This is a genomic window from Acidovorax sp. GW821-FHT10E04 (assembly GCF_059415185.1).
Genome location: NZ_JBWKMT010000003.1, coordinates 682508 through 705537, shown reverse-complemented (window position 1 = coordinate 705537; position 23030 = coordinate 682508). Strand labels below are relative to the sequence as shown.

General features: G+C 69.1%; 20 protein-coding genes. 11 read left to right on the top strand and 9 right to left on the bottom strand.

Annotated features, from left to right (window positions below):
* The 3 genes from AC07OC_RS12590 to AC07OC_RS12580 all read left to right on the top strand — a co-directional run bounded on the left by AC07OC_RS12590 (position 1) and on the right by AC07OC_RS12580 (position 2849).
* Complete coding sequence (locus AC07OC_RS12590) at positions 1 to 777, top strand: ferredoxin--NADP reductase (RefSeq protein ID WP_218296579.1); 777 nt, start codon at positions 1 to 3, stop codon at positions 775 to 777.
* A gap of 46 nt (positions 778 to 823) precedes the next feature.
* Entirely contained in the window at positions 824 to 1531 is a 708-nt protein-coding gene (locus AC07OC_RS12585; RefSeq protein ID WP_218339181.1) for a TetR/AcrR family transcriptional regulator, read from the top strand.
* 130 nt (positions 1532 to 1661) lie between these two features.
* On the top strand, positions 1662 to 2849 hold the full coding sequence (locus AC07OC_RS12580) for an amidohydrolase family protein (RefSeq protein ID WP_218339182.1): 1188 nt from the start codon (positions 1662 to 1664) through the stop codon (positions 2847 to 2849).
* A 65-nt stretch (positions 2850 to 2914) separates the two neighbouring features.
* On the opposite strand, the gene AC07OC_RS12575 is transcribed toward AC07OC_RS12580, so the two are convergent.
* The gene (locus AC07OC_RS12575; protein WP_218339183.1) at positions 2915 to 3721 is read right to left on the bottom strand and encodes an outer membrane lipoprotein; all 807 of its coding nucleotides are present in this window, start codon (positions 3719 to 3721) and stop codon (positions 2915 to 2917) included.
* Positions 3722 to 3979: 258 nt separating this feature from the next.
* Here AC07OC_RS12575 and AC07OC_RS12570 point away from each other — a divergent pair, with 258 nt between their 5' ends.
* On the top strand, positions 3980 to 4891 hold the full coding sequence (locus AC07OC_RS12570; protein ID WP_494601297.1) for a DUF72 domain-containing protein: 912 nt from the start codon (positions 3980 to 3982) through the stop codon (positions 4889 to 4891).
* Positions 4892 to 4932: 41 nt separating this feature from the next.
* On the opposite strand, the gene AC07OC_RS12565 is transcribed toward AC07OC_RS12570, so the two are convergent.
* Complete coding sequence (locus AC07OC_RS12565; protein ID WP_218296575.1) at positions 4933 to 5859, bottom strand: YihY/virulence factor BrkB family protein; 927 nt, start codon at positions 5857 to 5859, stop codon at positions 4933 to 4935.
* A gap of 127 nt (positions 5860 to 5986) precedes the next feature.
* Between AC07OC_RS12565 and AC07OC_RS12560 the strand changes: the two genes are divergently transcribed.
* The 4 genes from AC07OC_RS12560 (at position 5987) to AC07OC_RS12545 (ending at position 10801) form a co-directional block, all read left to right on the top strand.
* The gene (locus AC07OC_RS12560; protein WP_218296574.1) at positions 5987 to 6799 is read left to right on the top strand and encodes an IclR family transcriptional regulator; all 813 of its coding nucleotides are present in this window, start codon (positions 5987 to 5989) and stop codon (positions 6797 to 6799) included.
* A gap of 222 nt (positions 6800 to 7021) precedes the next feature.
* Positions 7022 to 7795 (top strand): SDR family oxidoreductase, encoded by a 774-nt coding sequence (locus tag AC07OC_RS12555; RefSeq protein ID WP_218296573.1) that lies wholly within the window; start codon positions 7022 to 7024, stop codon positions 7793 to 7795.
* A gap of 40 nt (positions 7796 to 7835) precedes the next feature.
* Positions 7836 to 9062: an acyl-CoA dehydrogenase family protein gene (locus AC07OC_RS12550; RefSeq protein ID WP_218296572.1), complete on the top strand. Its 1227-nt coding sequence runs from the start codon at positions 7836 to 7838 to the stop codon at positions 9060 to 9062.
* 41 nt (positions 9063 to 9103) lie between these two features.
* On the top strand, positions 9104 to 10801 hold the full coding sequence (locus tag AC07OC_RS12545) for a long-chain fatty acid--CoA ligase (RefSeq protein WP_494601295.1): 1698 nt from the start codon (positions 9104 to 9106) through the stop codon (positions 10799 to 10801).
* 187 nt (positions 10802 to 10988) lie between these two features.
* On the opposite strand, the gene AC07OC_RS12540 is transcribed toward AC07OC_RS12545, so the two are convergent.
* The 5 genes from AC07OC_RS12540 to AC07OC_RS12520 all read right to left on the bottom strand — a co-directional run bounded on the left by AC07OC_RS12540 (position 10989) and on the right by AC07OC_RS12520 (position 15580).
* Positions 10989 to 12167, bottom strand: a complete 1179-nt coding sequence (locus tag AC07OC_RS12540) for an ABC transporter substrate-binding protein (protein ID WP_369641075.1) — start codon at positions 12165 to 12167, stop codon at positions 10989 to 10991.
* A 113-nt stretch (positions 12168 to 12280) separates the two neighbouring features.
* Positions 12281 to 12988 (bottom strand): ABC transporter ATP-binding protein, encoded by a 708-nt coding sequence (locus AC07OC_RS12535; RefSeq protein ID WP_218296569.1) that lies wholly within the window; start codon positions 12986 to 12988, stop codon positions 12281 to 12283.
* Positions 12975 to 13739, bottom strand: coding sequence for an ABC transporter ATP-binding protein (locus AC07OC_RS12530; RefSeq protein ID WP_218296568.1), 765 nt, complete (start codon positions 13737 to 13739; stop codon positions 12975 to 12977). The genes AC07OC_RS12535 and AC07OC_RS12530 overlap by 14 nt, the downstream gene beginning before the upstream one ends.
* The gene (locus AC07OC_RS12525; protein ID WP_218339186.1) at positions 13732 to 14715 is read right to left on the bottom strand and encodes a branched-chain amino acid ABC transporter permease; all 984 of its coding nucleotides are present in this window, start codon (positions 14713 to 14715) and stop codon (positions 13732 to 13734) included. Before AC07OC_RS12525 ends, AC07OC_RS12530 begins: the two co-directional genes overlap by 8 nt.
* 1 nt (position 14716) lies before the next feature.
* Positions 14717 to 15580: a branched-chain amino acid ABC transporter permease gene (locus AC07OC_RS12520; RefSeq protein ID WP_218296566.1), complete on the bottom strand. Its 864-nt coding sequence runs from the start codon at positions 15578 to 15580 to the stop codon at positions 14717 to 14719.
* 424 nt (positions 15581 to 16004) lie between these two features.
* On the opposite strand from AC07OC_RS12520, the gene AC07OC_RS12515 reads away from it, so the two are divergent.
* Together AC07OC_RS12515 and AC07OC_RS12510 are read left to right on the top strand one after the other, a co-directional pair.
* Positions 16005 to 17147, top strand: coding sequence for a serine hydrolase domain-containing protein (locus tag AC07OC_RS12515; RefSeq protein ID WP_218339187.1), 1143 nt, complete (start codon positions 16005 to 16007; stop codon positions 17145 to 17147).
* A 56-nt stretch (positions 17148 to 17203) separates the two neighbouring features.
* Positions 17204 to 17734, top strand: a complete 531-nt coding sequence (locus AC07OC_RS12510) for a shikimate kinase (RefSeq protein WP_218296564.1) — start codon at positions 17204 to 17206, stop codon at positions 17732 to 17734.
* A 112-nt stretch (positions 17735 to 17846) separates the two neighbouring features.
* Here AC07OC_RS12510 and AC07OC_RS12505 read toward each other — a convergent pair whose 3' ends face one another.
* Positions 17847 to 18782, bottom strand: coding sequence for a LysR family transcriptional regulator (locus AC07OC_RS12505; RefSeq protein WP_218339188.1), 936 nt, complete (start codon positions 18780 to 18782; stop codon positions 17847 to 17849).
* A gap of 214 nt (positions 18783 to 18996) precedes the next feature.
* Between AC07OC_RS12505 and AC07OC_RS12500 the strand changes: the two genes are divergently transcribed.
* A complete protein-coding gene (locus AC07OC_RS12500; protein ID WP_218296562.1) occupies positions 18997 to 19401 on the top strand; it encodes a RidA family protein in 405 nt (134 codons plus the stop codon).
* Between the two features lie 99 nt (positions 19402 to 19500).
* Here AC07OC_RS12500 and AC07OC_RS12495 read toward each other — a convergent pair whose 3' ends face one another.
* The gene (locus tag AC07OC_RS12495; RefSeq protein WP_494601293.1) at positions 19501 to 23019 is read right to left on the bottom strand and encodes a putative Ig domain-containing protein; all 3519 of its coding nucleotides are present in this window, start codon (positions 23017 to 23019) and stop codon (positions 19501 to 19503) included.
* Between the last annotated feature and the right edge of the window lie 11 nt (positions 23020 to 23030).

The following is a 23030-nucleotide window of genomic DNA, read 5'->3' as shown; positions in this document are numbered from 1 at the left end:
ATGAGCGCCTTTCTCGAAGAACGCGTCCTGACGGTCCACCACTGGACAGACCGACTTTTCTCCTTCACCACCACGCGCGACACCGCCCTGCGCTTTTCCAACGGCCATTTCACGATGATCGGCCTGCGCGGGGAAAACGGCAAACCCCTGCTGCGCGCCTACAGCATCGTGAGCCCCAACTACGAGGAACACCTGGAGTTCCTGTCCATCAAGGTGCCCGACGGCCCGCTGACCTCGCGCCTGCAGCACATCAAGGTGGGCGACCACATCGTGGTGGGCAAGAAGCCCACCGGCACCCTGCTGATCGACTACCTCCTGCCCGCCAAGCGGCTGTACATGTTCTCCACGGGCACGGGCGTGGCACCGTTCCTGAGCCTGATCCGGGACCCCGAAACGTACGAGAAGTTCGAGGAAGTCATCCTGGTGCACGGCGTGCGCGAGGTGAAGGAGCTGGCCTATCACGACTACATCACGCAGGAACTGCCGCAGCACGAGTTCCTGGGCGAGATCGTGAGCAAGCAGCTCAAGTACTACCCCACCGTCACCCGCGAGCCATTCAAGCACCAGGGCCGCGTGACCACCGTGATCGAGAACGGCCAGCTGGCGCGCGACCTGGGCCTGCCGGCGCTGAACCCTGCGGAAGACCGCGTGATGATCTGCGGCAGCCCCGAAATGCTGCGCGACCTCAAGCACATGATGGAAGAGCGCGGCTTCAAGGAAGGCAACACCACGAAGCCCGGCGACTTCGTGATCGAACGCGCCTTCGCGGAGCAGTGACCCCCGGCCGGCCCCGCGGGGCCGGCCCTTCTCACCTGGATCATCCATGTCTGCCACACCCACCAAGACCCGGACGGCGTCCACCCGCTCCCCTTCCGCCCGAAAGACGGGGGTGCGCGAACTGGCGGCGCAGACCACGCGCGACAACATCCTGAAAGCAGCGACCAAGGTGTTTGCGCGCTATGGCTACGAAGGTGGCAGCGTGGAGAAGATCTCCAAGGCCGCCAAGTCATTCGACCGGATGATCTACTACTACTTCGGCAGCAAGGAAGGCCTGTTCATCGAGGTGCTGGAGGAAACATACCGGCGCATGAACGATGCGGAGTCCAAGCTCGACCTGGACACCGCCAAGCCGGTCGAGGCGCTGCAGGCGGTGATCCGCTTCGTGGTGGGCTACTACCGCAAGAACCCCGAGTTCATCACGCTGCTCAACACGGAAAACCTGCACAAGGGCAAGCACATCTCCAAGTCGATGCGGGCCCGCGAATACTCGTCGCCCGCCATCGAGGTGATCCGCCGCGTGCTGGAGAGCGGCCAGGCACAAGGCCTGTTCCGCAAGGACGTGTCGGCGCGCGACGTGTACCTGCTGATCGCCGCCACGGGCTACTTCTACATGTCCAACCGCCACACGCTGTCGGCCTTTCTGGGCGAAGACCTGGAGACGCCCGATGCGCTGGCGCACTGGGAGTCCTTCGTCATCGACAGCGTGCTGCGCACCGTGGCGCCGGGCCCCAGCCTACCCAAGGGCAAGTGACGGCCGAAGGTCCGAAGATCTTCGGCACGCACCTCCGCAAGTAGTACGGCAAACGCAGGACGCACCGGACACAACGATTTTCTGAGCGAGGGCCGCAACGGGCCCGAACCCCCACCCACGAGGAGAATCCATGGCAGAAGCAGCAGCCGGCGGCAAGTCGGGCAAAGTGGTCATCAAGAACATCGGTCTTTTGTTGTCGGGCGACCTGGACCGCCCCATCCTGGATGCCGACACCATCGTCGTTCATGATGGCCTCATCATGGCCGTGGGCCGCGAGAAGGACTGCGACACCGAACACGCGCAGACCGTGATCGACGCGCGCAAGACCTGCGTCGCCCCCGGCCTGATCGACAGCCACGTGCACCCGGTCTTTGGCGACTGGACGCCGCGGCAAAACCAGATCGGCTGGATCGACTCCACCATGAACGGCGGCGTGACCACCATGGTCTCGGCCGGCGAAGTGCACCTGCCGGGCCGCCCCAAGGACATCGTGGGGCTCAAGGCACTGGCCATCACCGCGCAGCGCTCGTTCGACAATTTCCGCCCCGGCGGCGTGAAGGTGATCGCGGGCGCCCCCGTCATCGAGAAGGGCATGACCGAGCAGGACTTCAAGGACCTGGCCGACGCGGGCGTGACGCTGCTGGGCGAGGTGGGCCTGGGCTCCGTCAAGGCCGGCTACGAAGCCCAGCAGATGGTGGCCTGGGCACGCAAGCACGGCATCCAGAGCACCATCCACACGGGCGGGCCGTCCATTCCGGGCTCGGGCCTCATCGACAAGGACGTGGTGCTGGAGGCCGATGCGGATGTGATCGGCCACATCAATGGCGGCCACACCTCCCTGCCCTGGAAGCATGTGTGCGAGCTGTGCGAGAAGTCCTCGCGCGCCATCGAGCTGGTGCACAACGGCAACGAGAAGATCGCCATCCAGGCCGCGCGCGCGGCCATCGAGCTCAAGTGCCCGCACCGCGTGATCCTGGGCACCGACGGGCCCGCGGGCTCGGGCGTGCAGCCGCTGGGCATGCTGCGCATGATCGCCCTGATCTCCAGCTTCGCCGACATTCCCGCCGAGCTGGTGTTCTGCTTTGCCACGGGCAACACGGCGCGCATCCGCAACCTGAACTGCGGGCTGATCGAGCCGGGCCGCGCGGCGGATTTCGTGTTCATGGACCGCGCCCAGCACACGGCGGGCGCCACGCTGCTCGAAAGCGTGCAGCTCGGCGACATCCCCGGCATCGGCATGGTGATGATCGACGGCCTGGTGCGCTGCGGCCGCAGCCGCAACACGCCGCCGGCCACCGAGATCCCCGTGGTGCTGTAGCCCACCCCCGGCCCATGAAAAAGCCCGCTGGCAGCGGGCTTTTTTTGCATTGGAAACGAGGTGGATCAATATGTGTCCGCCACGCGCACGGCGCCGGGCTGCGGGCGTGGATAGGGCTCTGCCGCCCGCGTGGCGGCACCGTCGTCCACGCGGAAGCCCTTGCCCTGCAGCACCACGGGCGTGCCCACGGCTGGGGGCTGCGCGCGCGTGAAACGCCGCACGGAGCCGTCTTCCATGCGCACGGCGATCTGGTAGACCGTCTGCGTGCGCGTGCGCTCTTCGACCTTGTGGCCGACATAGCCACCGCCCACGGCACCCAGCACGGTGGCCGCCGTGCGGCCCGAGCCCTTGCCCACCTGGTTGCCCACCACCGCCCCCAGCACCCCGCCCGCGACCGCCCCCACGCCGGTGGCGGGTGCCGCCTGCTGCACGGCCTGGACGGACTCGACACGGCCACAGGTGGCGCACACAGGTGCCTGCGCGGCGGTGCGCAGCGGTTGTTGTTGCAGCTGCTGTTGCGGCTGCCGGGACGGCTCGGCATACCCCTGCGCCAAGGCCGGCGGCTGGTTGGCCGCGCTGTGGATGGCAACGTTCCTGTTGCCCACGGGCGGTGGTGCCTGGTAGGACTGCGGGGGCGTGGCAGCCCCTGGCGCACCGTTGGCGGGCTGCGCGGCAGCGGCCAGCGGCGGCGCGTCGGCCGCGGACGGCCCCGCGTTCTGCACCACCAGGGTCGTACCCAGCGCGACCACGCTCACGCCGAGCACCCCGATGGCCGCCCACAGCCACTTGAGGGAGGGCGCCGCGCCGAAGGTCCCCACGGGCGCGGCGGCCAGGGAGCGGGTGGTATTGGAAGGTGAAACGATGAGGCTCATGGCTGTTCTCCGAAAGGTCCAGAAGGTTCTGGACGGTGGCTGCCAGCGTACCCGGCAGTACCGGGAATCCGGGCGTAGCCTCTGTAAAGGACGTAAGAACCTGTTTACACATTCTTCTTTGCGCTGCAGCGGCAGGGCGGCACGCGAACTCCCGGCGCCAAAGGGTGGCAAGCACCCGGGTTGTGCCCGCGCAAACGGCCGCCTATGCTGGCCGTCGGCCCGTGCGCCGCGCGGATGCGGAAAGAAAGGAGGCTCACGATGGCGATGGCTGCGGCACAGATCCGCATCGGGATATCCGGCTGGCGCTATCCGCCCTGGCGCGGCAGCTTCTACCCCCCGGGCCTCACCCAGGCGCGGGAGCTGGAATTCGCGTCGCGGCAGTTCCCCAGCATCGAGCTCAACGGCTCCTTCTATGCGCTGCAGCGCCCGTCCAGCTATGGGCGCTGGGCCGCCGACACCCCCGAGGGCTTCGTCTTCACGGTGAAGGCCCCGCGGTACATCACCCACGTCCTGCGGCTGCGCGACGCCCGCGCGGCCATCGCGAACTTCATGGCGTCGGGGCCGCTGGCCCTGGGCTGCAAGCTCGGGCCCATCCTGTGGCAGCTGCCGCCAAGCCTGGCCTTCGAGGAAGCACTGCTCGATGCCTTCCTGGGCCACCTGCCGCACGACACCGAGGCCGCAGCCCGCCTTGCCCATGAACGCGAGGACCGCATGCGGGGCAAGGAATGGCTGGGCCCCGTGGCCCCGATGCGGATGCGCCACGCCCTCGAGGTACGCCACGCGAGCTTCTGCCAGCCGGCGACGGTGGCGCTGCTGCGCCGCCACGGCGTGGCGCTCGTGGTGGCGGACACGGCGGGCCGCTGGCCCGAGGTGGGCGATGTGACGGCGGACTTCATGTACCTGCGCCTGCACGGCGCCCAGGAGCTGTACGCGAGCGGCTACAGCGATGCGCGGCTGGCGGCCTGGGCCGGGCGCATCCGCGCGTGGGCCGCCGGCGGCGTGCCGCCCGACGTGCGGCTGCTCTGCGCAGAAGACGCCGGCCCCGCCGCCATGGCCGCGCGCAATGTGTTCTGCTTCTTCGACAACACCATGAAGACCCATGCGCCCGGGAACGCGCTGACGCTCGCCCGCACGCTGGGCCTGGACGCCCAGCTGCACATTTCCGCCTGAGCGCGCGGGGAAGGCACCCTCGGCACCGCCGGCCTCAGGCCTTACTGCGGCACGTGCAGGCGCCCCCGCTGCGCGGGCAAGGCGCCCAGCTCCTGGAACGCCCGGGCGCAGCTCGCGGAAAACAAGAGGACGGCGGACGAGAAGTAGATCCACATCAGCAGCACCACCAGCGACCCGGCCGCGCCATAGGCCGACACCACGGCCGCGGTGGACAGGTACCAGGCCAGCAGCTGCTTGCCCACCGTGAACAGCGTGGCGCCCACCACGGCCCCGGCCATGATGCAGCGTGCGGGCGGCTTGGCCCCCGCGCCGATGCGCATCAGGCCCACGAACAACGCCACGGCAAAGCCGAAGGCGACGGCTTCGTTGACGACCTGCATGACGGGCGCGAGCGGCGCGAACGACAGGTGCGCCCCGGCCCAGCCCGCCAGCAGGTGGATCAGCGTGGACAGGGCCAGCGACACCAGCAGCAGGAACCCCAGCGCCAACACATAGGCCAGCCCCCGCAGGCGCAGCGAGGCCATGCGCCACCAGGCCGCCCGCTGCGGCACCGGCCCGCCGCCGCGCCAGAGATGCTCCAGCGCCGACTGCAGTTCCACGAACACCCCGGTGGCCCCCGACACCAGCACCACAAAACCCACCAGGGAAGCCAGCCGCCCTTCGCTGGGAGCCTGCGCGCTGGCCAGCGCCTGCCGCACCACGTCGGCCACCTGCTGGCCCATCACCGCCTGCACCTGCGCGATGAGATTGCTCTCCAGATAGCTGCGGTCCATCCACCAGCCCAGCACGCCCACCAGCAGCAGCAGCAGGGGCGCGAGGCTGAGCATGCCGTAGAAGGACATGGCCGCGCTCATGCGCAGCCCGTCGGCATCCAGCCACATCTGGGCCGCGCGCCAGAAGGGCTGCAGCAGCCGCCAAAGGGCTTGAAAAGGCAGGAGGAGGCGTTGGACTGTCGGGCGCACGTTCATCGCCACAGCCTAAGGCCGCAAGGCCGTTGCGTCCATGCGCGGATCACCGCTGTGCAGGTAGGTGCGCTCCCACAGTGGCCGCCCGGCGCCAGGCAGGCCCCTGGAACCGCATCGCCATAATGCGCCCATGCCGCCGCCCCGCCCTGCCCACACTCCCCGCGCGCCCCTGGCGCGGCCTCCCCAGGACCGGCACTTCGTGACGGCGCTGGCCCGGGGCCTGGAGGTGCTGGCCTGCTTTCGCGCGGGCGACAAGCTCCTGGGCAACCAGGAGATCGCGCAACGCTGCCGCCTGCCCAAATCCACCGTGTCGCGCCTGACCGCCACCCTCACCCGGCTGGGCTACCTCATCCACGTGGAGGCCTGCGGCAAGTACCGCCTGGGCACCGCCACGCTGTCGCTGGGCAGTTCGATGCTGGTGCGCCTGGACGTGCGCCAGGTCGCGCGCCCGCTGATGCAGGAACTGGCCGACTTCGCGGGCGCCGAGGTGTCGATGGGCACCCGGGACCGCCTGTCGATGATCTATGTCGAGAACTGCCGCAGCGCGGCCCTGCACACGCTCAGCCTGGACGTGGGCTCGCGCATCTCGCTGGCCACGTCCGCCATGGGGCGCGCCTGGCTCGCCGCCGTGCCGGCCAAGGAGCGCAGCGCGGTGCTGGCCCAGATCCAGGGCCGCGACGAAACCGCGTGGCCGCAGGTGCAGCTAGGCATCGACCAGGCGCTGCAGGACTACCGCGGCCTGTCCGTGGCAACGTCGTTCGGTGACTGGCAGAAGAACGTCAATGCGATCGCCCGCGGGTTTCAGCCGGGGGGCGGGCTGCCGCCCATGGTGATCAACTGCGGCGGGCCCGCGTTCAATGTCCCGCAGGATTTTCTGCTCGATGCGGTGAGGCCGCGGCTGATAGAGATCGTGGCCCGCATCGAGACCGCGGTCTACCGCTGAAGACCGCGCTGGCGGGCCTTCGCGGGCACGCACCGAGTTTCGCAGGTGACAGCTCGCGTTTTACATCGGGTGCGGCCCCGACTAGCATGAAGTGCAGTTGCGGGTTCCGCGCCGCGAGCGCGGTGCCCCGCACCTTTCCCCATCCCACGGCAGCGCGATGCCCGGGCGCCCTGTCGCCTTCGAGCCCGCGCGCTCCACGCACTTCCAACGAAAGCCCTTCTCATGAGCGTCAAGCAACTCTTCGATCTCACCGGCCAGGTCGCCCTAGTCACCGGCGGCTCGCGCGGCCTGGGCCTGCAGATGGCCGAGGCCCTGGGCGAGATGGGCGCCAGGCTCGCCATCACGGCCCGCAAGGCCGATGAGCTGGCCGAAGCGAAAAAGCACCTGGAAGGCCTGGGCTGCGAGGTGTTGACCGTGGTCAACGACCTGCAGAAGACCGGGGACATCCCCGGCCTGGTGGACCAGGTGGTGGAGCGCTTTGGCACCATCGACATCCTCGTCAACAACGCGGGCGCCACCTGGGGCGCCAAGGCCGAGGACCACCCCGACGCCGCCTGGCACAAGGTGATGGACCTCAATGTGAACGCGCCCTTCTTCCTCTCGCGCGAGGTGGGCAAGCGCTGCATGATTCCGCGCGGCAAGGGCAACATCATCGTGACGGCCTCGGTGGCCGGCATCAAGGGCACGCCGCCGGGCATGAACACCATTGCCTACAACACCTCCAAGGCCGCGGCGATCCACTTCGCGCGCACGCTGGCCTCCGAATGGGGGCACTACGGCATCCGCGTCAACGCCATCTGCCCCGGATTCTTCCCGAGCAAGATGGCCAGCGGCCTCATCGACAAACTGGGCCCGGCCATGATCGAGCGCACCCCGCTGCGCCGCATCGGCGGCGAAGAGGACCTCAAGGGCGCCGTGGTGTTCCTCGCCTCCGAGGCCTCGCGCCACATCACAGGCCACGCGATCGTGGTGGACGGCGGCGCCAGCCTGATCTGACACCGCTCCATTCCCTGCCCTTTGCGGAAAGCACCCCTTCATGGATTTCACCTACTCCCCCAAGGTCGTCGACCTGCAGCAGCGCCTGACGGCGTTCATGGAAGAACACATCTACCCCGCCGAACCGGTGTACCACCACGAGGTGGCCGCAAACCGCAAGGCCGGCAACGCCTGGCAGCCCACCCAGGTGATGGAGGACCTCAAGGCCAAGGCCCGGGCCGCCAACCTCTGGAACCTGTTCCTGCCCGAATCCAACCTGGGCGCGGGCCTGACCAACCTGGAATACGCGCCCCTGTGCGAAATCATGGGCCGCTCGCACATCGCGCCCGAGGCCTTCAACTGCTCGGCGCCCGACACCGGCAACATGGAAACGCTGGCGCGCTATGCCACGCCCGAGCAGCAGCAGCGCTGGCTGCTGCCGCTGCTCGACGGCCGGATCCGCTCGGCCTTCGCCATGACCGAGCCCGACGTGGCCTCCTCGGACGCCACCAACATCGAAGCCCGCATCGTGCGCGACGGCGACCACTACGTCATCAACGGCCGCAAGTGGTGGACCTCGGGCGCGCCCGATCCGCGCTGCGAGATCCTGATCTTCATGGGCAAGACCGACCCCGACCATGCCAGCCGGCACCAGCAGCAGTCGATGATCCTCGTGCCCATGGACACGCCCGGCGTGACCATGGAACGCGCGCTGCCCGTGTTCGGCTACGACCATGCGCCGCACGGCCATGGCGAGGTGAGCTTCGTGAACGTGCGCGTGCCCGTGGCCAACATCCTGCTGGGCGAGGGCCGTGGCTTCGAGATCGCCCAGGGCCGCCTGGGCCCCGGGCGCATCCACCACTGCATGCGCCTCATCGGCGTGGCCGAGCGCGCGCTGGAGCTGATGTGCCAGCGCGCCCTGGGCCGCACGGCGTTTGGCCGCAAGGTGGCCGACCAGGGCGTCACGCGCGAGCGCATCGCCAACGCGCGCATCCTGATCGACCAGGCGCGCTTCCTGGTGCTCAATGCCGCGCAGATGATGGACACCGTGGGCAACAAGGTCGCCCGCAAGGAGATCGCGATGATCAAGGTGGCCGCGCCCAGCATGGCCTGCCAGGTGATCGACTGGGCCATGCAGGTGCATGGCGGCGGCGGGGTGAGCGATGATTTCCCGCTCGCGGCCGCCTATGCCCAGGCACGTACCTTGCGGTTTGCCGACGGCCCCGACGAAGTGCACCGCAATGCCATCGCCAAGGACGAGCTGGCACGCCATCTGAAACGCGGCTGACCGCCCCGCCGCCGAACCACGCCTTCAGGAGCCCGCCCCGCATGTCCGACCGCCACCTTGCCCACTGGCCCCCGGGGCTGTCCCGCCACCTCACGCTGCCGCAGACCAACCTGTTCCACAACGCCGAGGTTTCGGCGGCGCGCTACCCGGACAAGCCCTTCCTGGTGTTCTACGACACGCTGGTGACGTTCCGGCAGTTCCAGCAGGAGGCCGAGCACATCGCGGGTTTCCTGCAGCAGCGGTGCGGCGTGAAGGCCGGCGACCGAGTGCTGCTGTACATGCAGAACAGCCCGCAGTGGATCCTGGCGTTCTACGGCATCCTGCGCGCCAATGCCGTGGTGGTGCCGGTGAACCCCATGAACCTCACCGACGAGCTGCGCCACTATGTACACGACAGCGGGGCCACCGTGGCCTTCCTGCCGCAGGACCTGCATGCGCAGGCGCAGCCGCTGGTGGGCGGGGCGCAGGGTGGCGCCGGCCTGGAGCACCTGATCGTCGCGGCCTACAGCGACTACCTGCAGGTGCCCACCGACCTGCCCGTGCCCGCGTTCGTCAGCGCGCCGCGCGAGGCCATCGCCGCCCCGGGCGTGACGCTCTGGAGCGACATGCTGGCGCAGCGGCTCGCGCCCGGCCCGCTGACCGCCGGGCCCGATGACCTGTGCGTGATGCCCTACACCTCGGGCACCACCGGCCACCCCAAGGGTTGCATGCACACGCACCGCAGCGCCATGAGCACGCTGGTGGGCGGCGCGCAGTGGTTCTCGCGCACGCCGGATGCGACCTATCTGGCCGTGCTGCCGCTCTTTCACGTCACGGGCATGTCGGGCAGCATGAACGGGCCGCTGTTCGTGGGCGCCACCGTGGTGGTGCTGCCGCGCTGGGACCGCGACGCCACGGCCCGGCTCATGCAGCGCTATCGCATCAGCATCTGGCAGGCCATCTCCACCATGGTGGTGGACTTCCTGGCCAACCCGCGCATCGGCGACTACGACATCTCCAGCCTGCAGGCCATCCGGGGCGGTGGCGCGGCCATGCCCAAGGCGGTGGCGCAGCGCCTCAAGGAGCTGACGGGGCTGGACTACGTGGAGGGCTACGGCATGTCCGAAACCATGGCGGCCACGCACATCAACCCGCCGCACCGGCCCAAGCCGCAATGCCTGGGCATCCCGGTGTTCGACGTGGATGCGCGCGTGGTCGACCCCGCGACGTTCGCCGAACTGCCGCCGGGCGAGACCGGCGAGATCGTGGTGCACGGACCGCAGGTCATGGTGGGCTACTGGAACAACCCGCAGGCCACGGCCGACAGCTTCATCACCCTGGAGGGCAAGCGCTTCCTGCGCACCGGCGACCTGGCGCAGGTGGACGAGGACGGCTACTTCTTCATGGTGGACCGCTTGAAGCGCATGATCAACGCATCGGGCTTCAAGGTCTGGCCCGCCGAGGTCGAGGCCATGATGTACGCCCACCCCGCCATCCAGGAGGTGTGCGTGATCGCCGCGCACGACGAACGCCGGGGCGAGACCGTGAAGGCGGTGGTCGTGCTGCGCGACGCCTTCAAGGGCCAGGTGAGCGCGCAGGACATCATCGACTGGAGCCACGACCACATGGCCGCCTACAAGAGCCCGCGCCGCGTGCAGTTCGTGGACAGCCTGCCCAAGTCGGGCACGGGCAAGGTTCAGTGGCGCGAGCTGCAGGAACAGGAGCGCAGCGCACCTCCCGGGGCGGGTCCGCGCGCCTGATGCTTCACTTTTTATAGCACCTTGCGCTTGCCAGTCAAGCGCCAACGGCCAAAAATCACTGCAAATCCAGGAGTCAGCCCGCGCCGGGGCAGCGCGCGGTGCACGGCAGGATCCCTTGCAAAAAAAAGGCCTGCCCCTTCTCCGTGGCAGGCCCTGCGTGGTGTGGCGGGCCAGGGCCCGCGCCGACCTACTTGGCCAGCGCGTCCAGCCGGATCTCCTTGACCTTGCCGCCTTCCACGATGGCCACGCGGGTGTTGGCCGTGGAGCCGCCGCGCTCGTTCACGCCGTCCATCTCGTGCGGGTTGTTTTCGGTGGGCAATGACTTGAAGGCCTTGTCCAGCTGCGCGCGGATCGCGGCGGCGTCGGTGGTGCTGCCCGCGAGCTTCATCGCCAGCGCGGTGGCGTGCACGGTGGTGTAGTTGAGCGAGACCTCGGAACTCGGGTCGCGGCCGGGGTGGGTCTTGCGAAAGCGCTCCACGAAGGCCTTGGTCACCGGCGAGCTGTCCTCCACCACGGGCAGCACGCCGATCGATCCCTCCAGGGGGCCGTAGCCGCCGGTGATCTTGCCGATCTCGTCCATCTTGGCCTGGTCGATGATCACGAAGCCCCCCTTGAAGCCCAGCTCGCGCGCCTGCTTGATCACCAGGCCCGTGGGCTCGGACGCGCCGCCGATGAAGAGCACATCGGGCTTGGAGGCGAGCACCCGGCTCACGCCGCTGTAGAAGTCCGTCGCGCGGTTGTAGGACATGGGGTTCTCGGCCACCACCTTGCCGCCCGCGGCTTCCCACGCGGGCTTGAAGGCGGCTGTCCAGGCCTTGGCGTAGTCGTGGTCGGCATTGGCGATGGCCACGTTCTTGCCGTACTTGCCCATGGCGTGGTTCACGAAGGGCTTTACGTAGGACGTGAACTCGGGCGGGATGCGCAGCGTGAGCTTGTTGTTGCGCTCGGTGATCTGCGGCACGCTGGTGTACGAGAGCAGCAGGACCTTCTGCGCCTCGTTGGTGGCCATCACCGCGAAGCTGCCGCCCGAATGCGGCACCAGCACCGCGGGAGCCTTGTGCTCCTGCACCAGGCGCTGGGTATTGATGGCGGTTTCACTGGGGTTGTACTTGTCGTCCAGCGCGACGATCTCGAGCCTGACCTTCTGGCCGGCCACCTCCAGGCCCTTGGCGTTGATCTCCTGCACCGCCATCTCCATGCCGCTGAGCACGTTCTTGCCGTACAGCGCGGCTCCGCCGCTCAAGGGGCCCGAGTAGCCGATCTTCACGACCTGCTGGGCGAAGGCGGTGCCGGTGGCACCCAGCAGTGTGGCCACCGCGAAGGCGCTGGCACCGAGTCGAAGGATGGTCTTGCGTTTCGTGATCATGCTGATGTCTCCTTGGGGTTTCTGAAAAAGCGGCTCTTGCGAGTCAGGGTCGTCAAACAGGTGGCACTACCGTCGCACGCGCGCGGCGCCGCGGGGGTGCTGCTCCTCATCTCCTATGCGCCGATGTAGGCCCGGCGCACGGCCTCGTTGTTCATGAGGCTGTCGCGGTCGCCCTCCATCACGATGCGGCCGCTCTCGATGACGTAGGCGCGGTGCGCGATCTTGAGCGCCGCGAACGCGTTCTGCTCGGCCAGCAGCACCGTGGTGCCGGCCTGGTTGATGCGCTGGATGACCTCGAAGGTCTGCTTGATGACCAGCGGCGCCAGGCCCAGCGAGGGCTCGTCGAGCAGCAGCACCTTGGGCCGGCCCATCATGGCGCGGCCGATGGCCACCATCTGCTGCTGGCCGCCGCTGAGCGAGCCCGCGGGGTCGTCCTTCTTCTCGGCCAGGATGGGAAACAGCGCGAACACCTCGTCCAGCACCTTCCTGCTGCCCGCCGTGTCGCCCCGGTGCACGTAGGCGCCCAGCATCAGGTTCTTGAGCACCGACATGCCGGGGAACAGCTTGCGCCCCTCGGGGCACTGCACCACGCCGTGCTGCACGATCTGAGAGGGCTTCATGCCCGCCAGCTCCCTGTCGCCATAGCGGATGCTGCCGCCGGCGGCCTTGTGGATGCCGCTGATGGTCAGGAAGATCGAGCTCTTGCCCGCGCCGTTGGCGCCCAGCAGCACCACCAGCTCGCCCTGCCGGGCATGCAGGCTCACGCCATTGAGCGCCTGGAAGCTGCCGTATTTGAGCGAGAGGTTGTCAAGCTGCAGCATGCTCGCTCCCCAGGTAGGCGTCGATGACGGCCGGGTTGGCGCGGATCTCGGCGGGGGTGCCCTCGGCGATCTTCTCGCCGTAGTTCAGCACCATGATCTTGTCGGCCAGGCTCATGATCATGTTCATCTTGTGTTCGATCAGGCACACGGTGAGGCCATGGGCCACCATCTTGCGGATGAGCTGGGCCAGGCCTTCGGTCTCGTCGGGGTTCACGCCGCCGGCGGGCTCGTCCAGCAGCACCAGGCGCGGCCCGGTGGACAGCGCCAGCGCGAAGGCCACGCGCTTGCGCTCCTCCTGCGAGATGTCGCCCGCCATGCGGTTTTCCAGGTGCGCGAGGCCCACGAAATCGAGCGCCTCGCGCGCCTTCTCGCGGCAGATGCGCTCTTCCTCGCGCAGGCGGCTGGAATTGCACAGCACGTCGAGCAGGCCCGAGCGCGTGCGCAGGCGGTGGCCCACGATGAGGTTGTCCAGCACCGAGGCCATGTCAAAGAGCGCCGTGGTCTGGAAGGTGCGCGCCACGCCCAGGCGCGCCACCTCGTCGGTGCGCAGCGAGGTCACGTCGCGCCCCTCCAGCGTGATGGTGCCCGAGCTGGGCCGGTGCATTCCGCTGATGAGGTTGAAGAACGTCGTCTTGCCGGCACCGTTGGGGCCGATGATCGCGTTGATCCTGCCGGCCTCGATGGTGGTGCTGACGTTGTTGACGGCGGCCAGGCCGCCGAAGCGCTTGGTGAGGTGTTCGATCTTAAGCACGGTCGCCTCCTGCGGGCGGTGTGGCGGACGGCCGGGTGGCGCGGCGTGCCTTCCAGCCCAGGTAGGTGCCCACGATGCCGTGCGGCACGAAGATCACCAGCAGCACGAGGATGGGACCGAAGACAAGGAAGCGGTACTCCTGCAGGAACTGCAGGTACTGCGTGAGCCAGGGCATGGCGAGCGCGCCCAGCAACGGGCCCAGCAGCGTCCCCAGCCCCCCGATGAGCATGTACATGGTCATGTCGAAGGTGTGCTCCACCCCCGCCACGCCGGGCCCGATGAAGCGCACATAGCCCGCATACAGCCCCCCCGCGATACCCGCGTAGAACACCGACAGCATGAACGCCAGCACCTTGTTGCGCATGAGGTTGATGCCCAGCGACTCGGCCAGCTCGTCGCTGTTGCGGATGGCCATGAAGGTGCGCCCGAGCAGCGAGTTGACGATACGGCGCATGGCCCACATGCCCACCACCAGCCAGAAGAAGGCCAGGTAGTACAGCGCCAGCGGCGTGTCGAACCGCAGCCCCCCGATGGGCGACGGGGCGGGGATGCCGATGATGCCCACCGTGCCATGGGTGAGCCCTTCCCATTTCTCGATCACGAGGAACATGATGTAGCCCACGCACAGCGTGAAGATCGAGAAGTAGTGCCCCTTGAGCCGCAGCGACAGGACGCCGATGAAGAAGCCCAGCACGGTGGTGACCACGCCCGAGAGCGCGAATGCCACCCAGAACGGCACCTGGTGGTCCACCGTGAGGATGCCCACCGTGTAGGCGCCCACCGCCATGAAGCCGCTGTGCGCCAGGTTGAACTGCCCCGTGTAGCCCGTGATGAGGTTCAGGCCGATGGTGGCGATCGCAAAGATGTAGGCGGTGCCCATCACCGTGAGGTGGTAGTCATTGCCCACGAACAGGGGAAACGCCAGCCCGGCGGCCAGCAGCAGGGCCCAGCCCCATTTGCCTTCCAGGAATGCCATGTCAGCGCACCCCCTTGGTGAACAGGCCCTGCGGACGCACCGACAGGATGGCCACGAGCAGCACGAAGGCGATGATGTCCTTGTAGTCGGTGGAGATGTAGAACGCCCCGAAGCTCTCGGCAAAGCCGATGATGAGCCCCCCGATGATGGCGCCGGGCACGCTGCCCATGCCCCCCAGGATGATGATCACGAAGGCCTTGGTGATCACGAGGTGCCCCATGGCCGGGTACACGAGGTTGATGGGCGCATACAGCGTGGCGGCCACCGCGGCCAGCGCGCCCGAGATGGCGAAGGTGAGCATGGCCACGCGGTTCGCGTCGATGCCCACCAGCGACGCGCCATCGCGGTTCTGCGCCATGGCGATGATGGTCGAGCCCGTCACCGTCTTCTTGAGGAACAGGTGCAGCACCACCATGAGCACGAAGGCCGCCGCGATGATCAGCAGGCGCTGCACCGGCGCCGTGACTCCGCCCAGGTCGATGATGCCGGTGTACGGCGTCTGCATGCGGTGGAAGTCCGCGCCCCACAGGGCCTGCGCGCCGGCCTCCAGGAACAGCAGCACCCCGATGGCCGCGATCATCGGATGCAGGCCCGAGGCATTGCGCAGCGGGTGGAACACCAGCCGCTCCGACACCACGCCGATCAGCGCCACGGCGAGGGCCGAGCCCGCCATCGCCACCCAGTAGTTGAAGCCCCAGGCCGCCATGAGGTGCCACGACACGAACGCCCCGGCCATGTAGAACGCGCCATGGGCGAAATTGGGCACGTGCAGGATGCCGTACACCAGCGTGAGGCCCAGGGCCACCAGGCTATAGATGCCGCCCAGCGTGAGGCCGTTGAGCACTTGCTGCAGGAACAGGTCCATCAACCGCCCCTCCCTGCGAGCGGTGCGCGGCCGTGCTGCGCGGGCGGCATGGCCTCGGGGCGTGGGCTCGGGGCGTCCCCGCGGGGGCGTGTCTCCATGGTCGTGCTCCTGGTAGGTTTGCAGACAGGCTGCGGCCATCGGCCCAGCCGCCCCGCATGCCGCACGCGATGCGCCGAAGCGGCGCGATCCCCTTGCGGTCGAGGCCGGGCCAGCTTAATAACGAAGCCCCGGATGCCCAACCTCGCATTCCGCTGTGCAGAACATTTCAGGGTAATCACCCAGCGATTGGCGGGTGCGCCAGTCATCTGCGCGACTTGCCGCCACGGGATGCCGCAACAGACTGAAACAATCCGTCCACCACCGGCGACGTTCCGACACGCGGAACTTGCGCGGGCCCCATTGCCACCACCGTCTCGAGGAACCCATGCACCCAGCCCCCCTGGCACGCCTGTGCCACGTACTTCAAGCCCATGTGGACCAGGGCGTGCTGCCCGGCGCGGTGGCGCTGGTGCACCACCAGGGCCGCACCGTGCTGCACCAGGCGGTGGGCGCACAGCGCCCCGGGGCGGACGCCCCCGCCATGGAGCACGACACGCTTTTTCGCATCTACTCGATGACCAAGCCGATTGCCTCGCTGGTGGCACTGATGCTCATGGAGGAAGGCCGCCTGCTGCTGGCACACCCCGTGTCGCACTACCTGCCCGCGTTTGCCGGGCAGCAGGTGTACGACCCTGCCACCGGCCAGCGGGCACCCGCGCCGCGCGAGGCCACCGTGCACGACCTGCTGCGCCACACCGCCGGCCTCAGCTACGCGTGGGAGGCGGGCCCGGTGCCCGACCTGTACCGCGCTGCCCGCATTGGTTCGCGCCGCCACACCAATGCCGGTCTCGCGGCCGCGCTGGGCCCCCTGCCGCTGGTGCATGCGCCCGGCAGCCGCTGGGAGTACAGCCGCGCCACGGATGTGCTGGGCGCCGTGCTCGAGGTGGTGGAAGGCGCGCCCCTGGGCACCATCCTGCAGCGCCGCGTGTTCGGGCCCCTGGGCATGCACGACACGGGCTTTAGCGTCCCTCCCCGGAACCTGCACCGGCTGGCCGAGCCCTTCGCGCGCGACCCGCAGACGGGTACCGAGGTCGCGCTGATCGACGTGGCCGCCCCGCCCGCGTTTGAATCCGCCGGGGGCGGGCTGGTGTCCACCGCCGCGGACTACGCGCGTTTCCTGCAGCTCCTGCTGGGCCGGGGCACCCTGGAAGGCACGGACGGCCCCGTGCGGCTGGCCAGCCGCGCCACGGTGGATTTCATGACGGCGGACCACCTGGGCGGCATCCCCACGGCCGGCGACGTGCTGCCCCCCGGCTACGGATTCGGGCTGGGCGTGGCGGTGCGCACGGCCACCGGGCAGGCGACGCGCCCCGGCTCGGCGGGGCACTACAGCTGGAGCGGGCTGGGCGGCACCTTCTTCCTCGTGGACCCGGCGCAGGACCTGTTCGCCATCCTGCTCACACAGGCCCCGGGACAACTGCGCTACCTGAGCGAGCTGTATCCGGCCCTGGTGTACGCCGCGCTCTGAGCGCCCGCCGCCTTACACTCTGCGTCCAGTTGGGCAGCCCTAACAACAGGAAATTTATGCAGATTCGCTGTGCACTGGTCGGTATGCCCGGCTCGGGCAAATCCACCATCGGCCGGCAACTCGCCCACCGGGCGGGTGTTCCATTCGTCGACCTGGACCACCGGCTGGAGCAGACCCTCGGCACCACCATCCGCAGCTTTTTCGAAGCGGAAGGCGAAGCGCGCTTTCGCGATGTCGAGTCCCAGGTCCTGGCCGAGGTGGCGCAGGAGCCTGGCGGCATGGTGCTCTCCACCGGTGGCGGCGCCGTGCTGCGCCCGGCCAACCGGGAGGTGCTGCGCCGCTTCGGCAACGTGCTGTACCTGCGCGCCTCGCCCGAAGAGATCTACCGCCGCGTCAAGCACGACAAGACCCGGCCACTGCTGCAGGTGGGCAACCCCATGGACAAGCTGCGCGAGCTGTACGCGCACCGCGACGGCCTGTACCGCGAAACGGCCCACTTCGTGATCGAGACCGGCCGCCCCACGGTGCATACGTTGGTCAACATGATCATGATGCAGCTGGAGATGGCGGCGGGCGCGCAGGGGTAGGTTTCCTGGCGGTTGATGGCTGCGCGGCGGGCTTCAGCGGTTTGGGTTGACCGGCCATCCTGAAGCTGAATGGGCCCCGGGCGCTTATCCATGAACCCTGAATGCTATATTTTCAATAGCTTCCATCGGCACGCCGCACCGCCACCGGTGCATGCAGCGCCATCAGCTCCACCACCCAGTCAATGAACACCCGGACCTTGGCGCTCACATGGCGGTTGGGCGGGTAGGCCACGTACAGGGGCATGGGGTCCATCGTCCAGCCTTCAAACAATGGCACCAGTTCGCCGCTGGCCGCGTGCGGCCGCGCCATGTAGCTGGGCAGCCACAGCACCCCCATGCCGGCCAGCCCTGCGGCCAGATAGGCATTGCCGTCGTCCATCGCGCACACGTAGCGGCCCTGCACGTGGATGCTCTCGCCGCCGCGGCGCATGGCATAGGGAACCGGCTTGCCGGTGCGCGCCCACAGGAAACCCACGATGCGGTGGTGCGAGTCCTCCAGCTCCCCCGGGTGCGCGGGCACGCCCGCGTGCCGCAGGTAGCTGGGAGCGGCAAACACGCGCAGTGCGAGCTCGCCCACCTGGCGGGCGATGAGGGACTGGTCGGTGAGGGTGCCGCCGCGCACCACGCAGTCCACGTTCTCGCCCAGCATGTCCACGCGGCGGTCGCTCACGCCCATGTCGAGCTGGATGTCGGGATACCGCGCGTGGAACGCGGGCAGCGCGGGGACGAGGACGAGCCGGGCCAGGGGGCTGGGCACATCCACCCGCAGGCGGCCCCGGGGCGCGGCGGCGGCGGTGGAGAGGCTGGTCTCGGCGTCGTCCAGGTCGGCCAGCAGGCGCACCACGCGCTCGTAGTAGGCGGCGCCATCGGCGGTGACATGGACCTTGCGCGTGGTGCGGTTGAACAGCCGGACCCGCAGGCGTGCCTCCAGTTGCTGCACCAGCTGGGTCACCGTGGTCTTGCTCATGTGCAGGGTTGCCGCCGCCTTGGTGAAGCTGCCGGTTTCCACCACCCGCGCGAAGGCCTGCATTGCGTCAAAACGGTCCATGGGGATGCTCCGGTGCGGCCGCCTCAGGGGGCCCGTGGGGGTGCGCGGGTCGAGCCCGTGCCGCGCTCCAATGGGCCTGGTGCGGCCCGCGATTGTTTGGATTCTAAGAACAGTGATGGACAGGCTTGCCTGTTTATCGGCCGGCCCCGCGCTTCTACAGTGCCTTCATCGTCAACACGGGGCGGCTTGCCGGCCCCACCGAAGGAGTTTTTTCATGGCCCAACGTGATGTGGTGTTTCCGGCCGGTCGCCAGGCGCTGTACGAGCGCAACCGCTATTCGCCGGCGGTGCGGTCCAACGGTTTTCTGTTCGTGTCGGGCCAGGTGGGCAGCCGCGAGGATGGCTCGCCCGAGCCCGACCTGAAGGCGCAGGTGCGGCGGGCGTTCACCAACCTGGACGCGGTGCTGCAGGCGGCGGGCTGCACCTTTGACGATGTGGTGGACGTGACGATGTTTGTCGTCAACCCCGAGGCGAACTTTGAAGCGGTGTGGAGCATCGTGCCCGAGTTCTGGGGCGAGGCGCCCCACCCCACGCTGACGGGCATTGGCGTGACCTGGCTGTATGGGTTTCAGTTCGAGATCAAGGTGATTGCCCGGCTGCCGCAAGGCCAGGGCGGCTGAATCTTGCAGGGAGCGGATGGCTGCAATCTTTGAATGAAATGGGGCCCCAGCGCTTATCCCGAAAGCGCTGGCAGCTATGATTTTCATATCAACCGCACATCACCCCGCGCCCCGGCGGCGCTGGCCTGCGGCCACGGCCAGCAGACCCAGGGCCAGCCACCAGATCAGCCCGTCGCCCAGCGGCACGGCCGTGGCGGCCAGCCCGAAGCCCGCGCCGCCCGCGTCCACGACGGCGCCGTTGGCGGCCAGGTCATCATCCCCCAGGGCGCCGTCGGTGATGGAGAAGGTCGCCACCGCGCCCGCCACCCCGGCGGGCAGGGTGTACCAGCGTGGCGCCGCGTTGGGCGGGCTGGCCGGCGTGGGGCCGTACTTCCAGTACTGGGTGTGGGCCGGCAGCGCGCCGGGGTAGGTGATGGTGAACTGCAGCGTGCTGCCCGGCGTGCAGCCCGTGGTGGCGAAGTCAAACAGCCCGTGCGGAAACTGCACCCCCGCCGGGGCGCTGTGGGCGGGCGGGCTGGACGCGTGGCCCGACGGCGGGATGAACTGCGCGCTGGCGAACACGCACCCCGCACCGCCGCCGCCAAAGCTGGCCGTGATGGTGCCCGAGCCCGTGGGGGACGGGCCGCTGTAGGTCTGCGCCAGCGCTACCTGCAGCGTGTAGGCCTGGCTGCCTGCATAGGCCGCCCCGCTGGCGTCGGTGGCCGTGACGGTGAAATGGTAGGTGCCCGGTGCGCCCACGGTACCGGCCAGCACGCCAGCCGTGCTCAGCGCCAGGCCCGGGGGCAAGGCGCCGGTGCTCACGGCATAGCTGTGCGGGGCCAGCCCACCGGCCGCCGCGAGGGTCTGGCTGTAGGCGCTGTACGCGCCGGCAGCGGGCAGCGTGGCGGGCGCCAGGGTGACGGTGGGGGCTCCCACCGTGAGCGCCACGGCCTGCGCGCCGTTGAACGGGCCGGCGCCGGTGCTGCTGTCGGTGGCGGTGAGGTGGAGGTTGAACGCACCGGCCACCGAGGGCGTGCCCGACACCGTGGCGCTGTCGGCCGTGGTGGCCGTGACCGACAGGCCCGCGGGCAGGTTCTGCACCTGCAGGCCCGTGTAGGGGGCGGCGCCGCCGCTCCAGGTGAAGGTGCGGGTGTAGGCGCTGCCCACCGTGGCGGTCTGCGCACTGTTGGGGCTGACCACCAGGGTGGGCGGGCTCACGGTCAGCGTGACGGTGGCGGGCGACGATGTGCCGGAGGTGTTGGTGGCGGTATAGGCAAGACTGTCACTGCCCGCATAGTCCGGCGTGGGCGTGTACTGGAGGGTGGTGCCACTGACCATCGCCGTGCCGTGCGCGGCCGGCGTGGTGAGGGCCAGCGACGTGGCCGCCCCGCCGGAGAGGCTCAGCGGCACGGCGTTGCCGCTGGAGCCATAGGCCACCGTGTGCGCCGAGTGGCTGGCCACCGGCGCCGCATCGGCCACCACCAGCGTGTAGGCGCGCGTGGCGGTGTAGGGGCCGGTGCCGGTGCTGCTGTCGGTGGCGGTCACGCTGAAGTTGAAGGACCCCGTGGCCGTGGGCGTGCCCGACAGCACGCCACCCGCGCTGAGCAGCAGCCCGCCCGGCAACGCCCCGGCCGTGACGGCATGGGTGTACGGCGCCGTGCCGCCCGATGCCGCGAGCGGAGTGCTGTAGGCCACGGTGCGCGTGCCGCCCGGCACGATGGCGGGGGCCAGCGACACCGTGGGGCTGGCAATGGCCAGGGTATAGGCCTGCGAGCCCGCATACGGCCCCGGAAAGGCGCTGCTGTCGGTGGCGGTGACCGTGAAATTGAACGCACCGCCCGCCGTGGGCATGCCGCCGAGCAGCCCGCCGGTGGACAAGGCCAGCCCCGTGGGCAGCGCGCCCGCCGTCACCGCGAATGCATAAGGGCCTGCGCCACCGCTGCCCGCCAGGGTCTGGCTGTAGGCCGCCGCCACCGTGCCGCCCGGCAGGGTGCCGGGGCCGACGGCCACAGGCACATCGTCGTTGGTGATGGTGCCCAGGCCCTGGTTGTCGGCGATGGTGGCGTTGACGGCGCCGCTCAGGTGGACGAAGAAGGTCTCGTGGGCCTCGGGCGTGGTGTCGCCGACCACGGGCACCGTGACGGTGAGCAAGGTTTGCCCTGGCGTGAAAGTCAGCGTGCCGCTGGTGGCGGTGTAGTCGCCGGGCTGCGTGGCCGTGCCGTTGGCCGTGGCGTAGTTGACGCTGGTGGTGAAGCCGCTCGGCGCGCTCAGGGACACGGTGAAGACGGCGCCGGTGGTACCGCCGTGGCCCTCCACCACGGTCACATCGTTGATCGACAGGCTGGGGGCCGCGTCGTCGTTGACGATGGTGCCCTGGCCCTGCGCGTCGCCCGCCACGGCATTCACCAGATTGGTCACATTCACCCAAAACGTCCTGTCCGGCTGGAAGAGCGCATTGCCCGGCACCTGCACCACGAAGGGGTAGGTGCTGCTGCCTGCGGGTATGGCCTGGCCCGCGAGGCTGTGCGCCACGTAGTCGGCCCCCGCGGTGGCCGTGCCATTGGCCGTGGCGATGTCGAAGGTGACGCCGCCCGGCCCGGCGGGCGCGCTGAGGCTGACCGTGAAACTGAAATGGGCCATGCCCGCATTGCCTTCGCTGGCCGCCACGTCGTTGATGGACAGCACGGGCTGCTGGCTGACCACCAGCGTGTAGTTCTCCAGCTCGAAATAGCTCCCAGGCCCCGTGCTGGCGTCCGTGACCCGCAAGGTCACCGGGTAGCTGCCCAGGGACGCCGCCGTGGTGCCGCTGACCACGCCCGCGCCGGAGATGCTGATGCCCGCCGGGAAGCTGCCCGTCTCCAGCTGATAGCTGTAGGGCGGCACACCGCCCGTGGTGGCCAGTGCTTGCGAGAAGGGCTGGCCCTGCACCGCCGTGCCCGTGGGGGTGGCCAGCGCCAGGCTCGGGTTGCCCACCGTGCCGGTGTAGCCCTTGTCCACGAACAGGCCGCCATGGTCGGTGGAGCGCACGCTGAAGGTGTAGCCCCCGCGCCGGGTGGGCGTGCCGGTGATGGCGCCCGAACCGGCCAGGCCGAGGCCCGGGGGCAGCGCGCCGCCTTGCAGCGTGTAGGTGTATGGCGCCGTGCCGCCGCTGGCGCTGAGGGCCTGCGAAAACGGCGTGCCCGCCGTCAGGGCGGGCAATGTTGCGGGTGCGACCGCAATGGGAGACGACGAGGGATGGATGGTGACCGTCACGCCCACGACGCTTTGCGCAGTGGCGTTGCCCGATGCGTCGGTGAACTCGAAGTAGTCGCTGGTGGCGCTGTTGCCATTGTGGCTGTAGTCCAGGACCCAGTTCGGTCCGGTGATGCGCAGGTTGGCACTGCCATGCACAGGTAACGCCGGCCCGTCCACCGGACCGGTGCCCGCCCAGCCAATACCTGGCGTGCAGTCGGTCACGTCGATGGTGACCGTGCCGCCTTGCGTGACCCCACCACCCTTGGCCGGGCAGATGAGCGAGGTGTGCGCGGCGCTGGCCATGCCAGGCTGCAGCAAACCCGCCAGCAGCGCCGCGCAAGCCAGCAGGCGCAGGGCCGCATGACGGAGCCCCTCCGGAAATCCATGGAAACGCAGCATTGGCATCGCCCCTACAC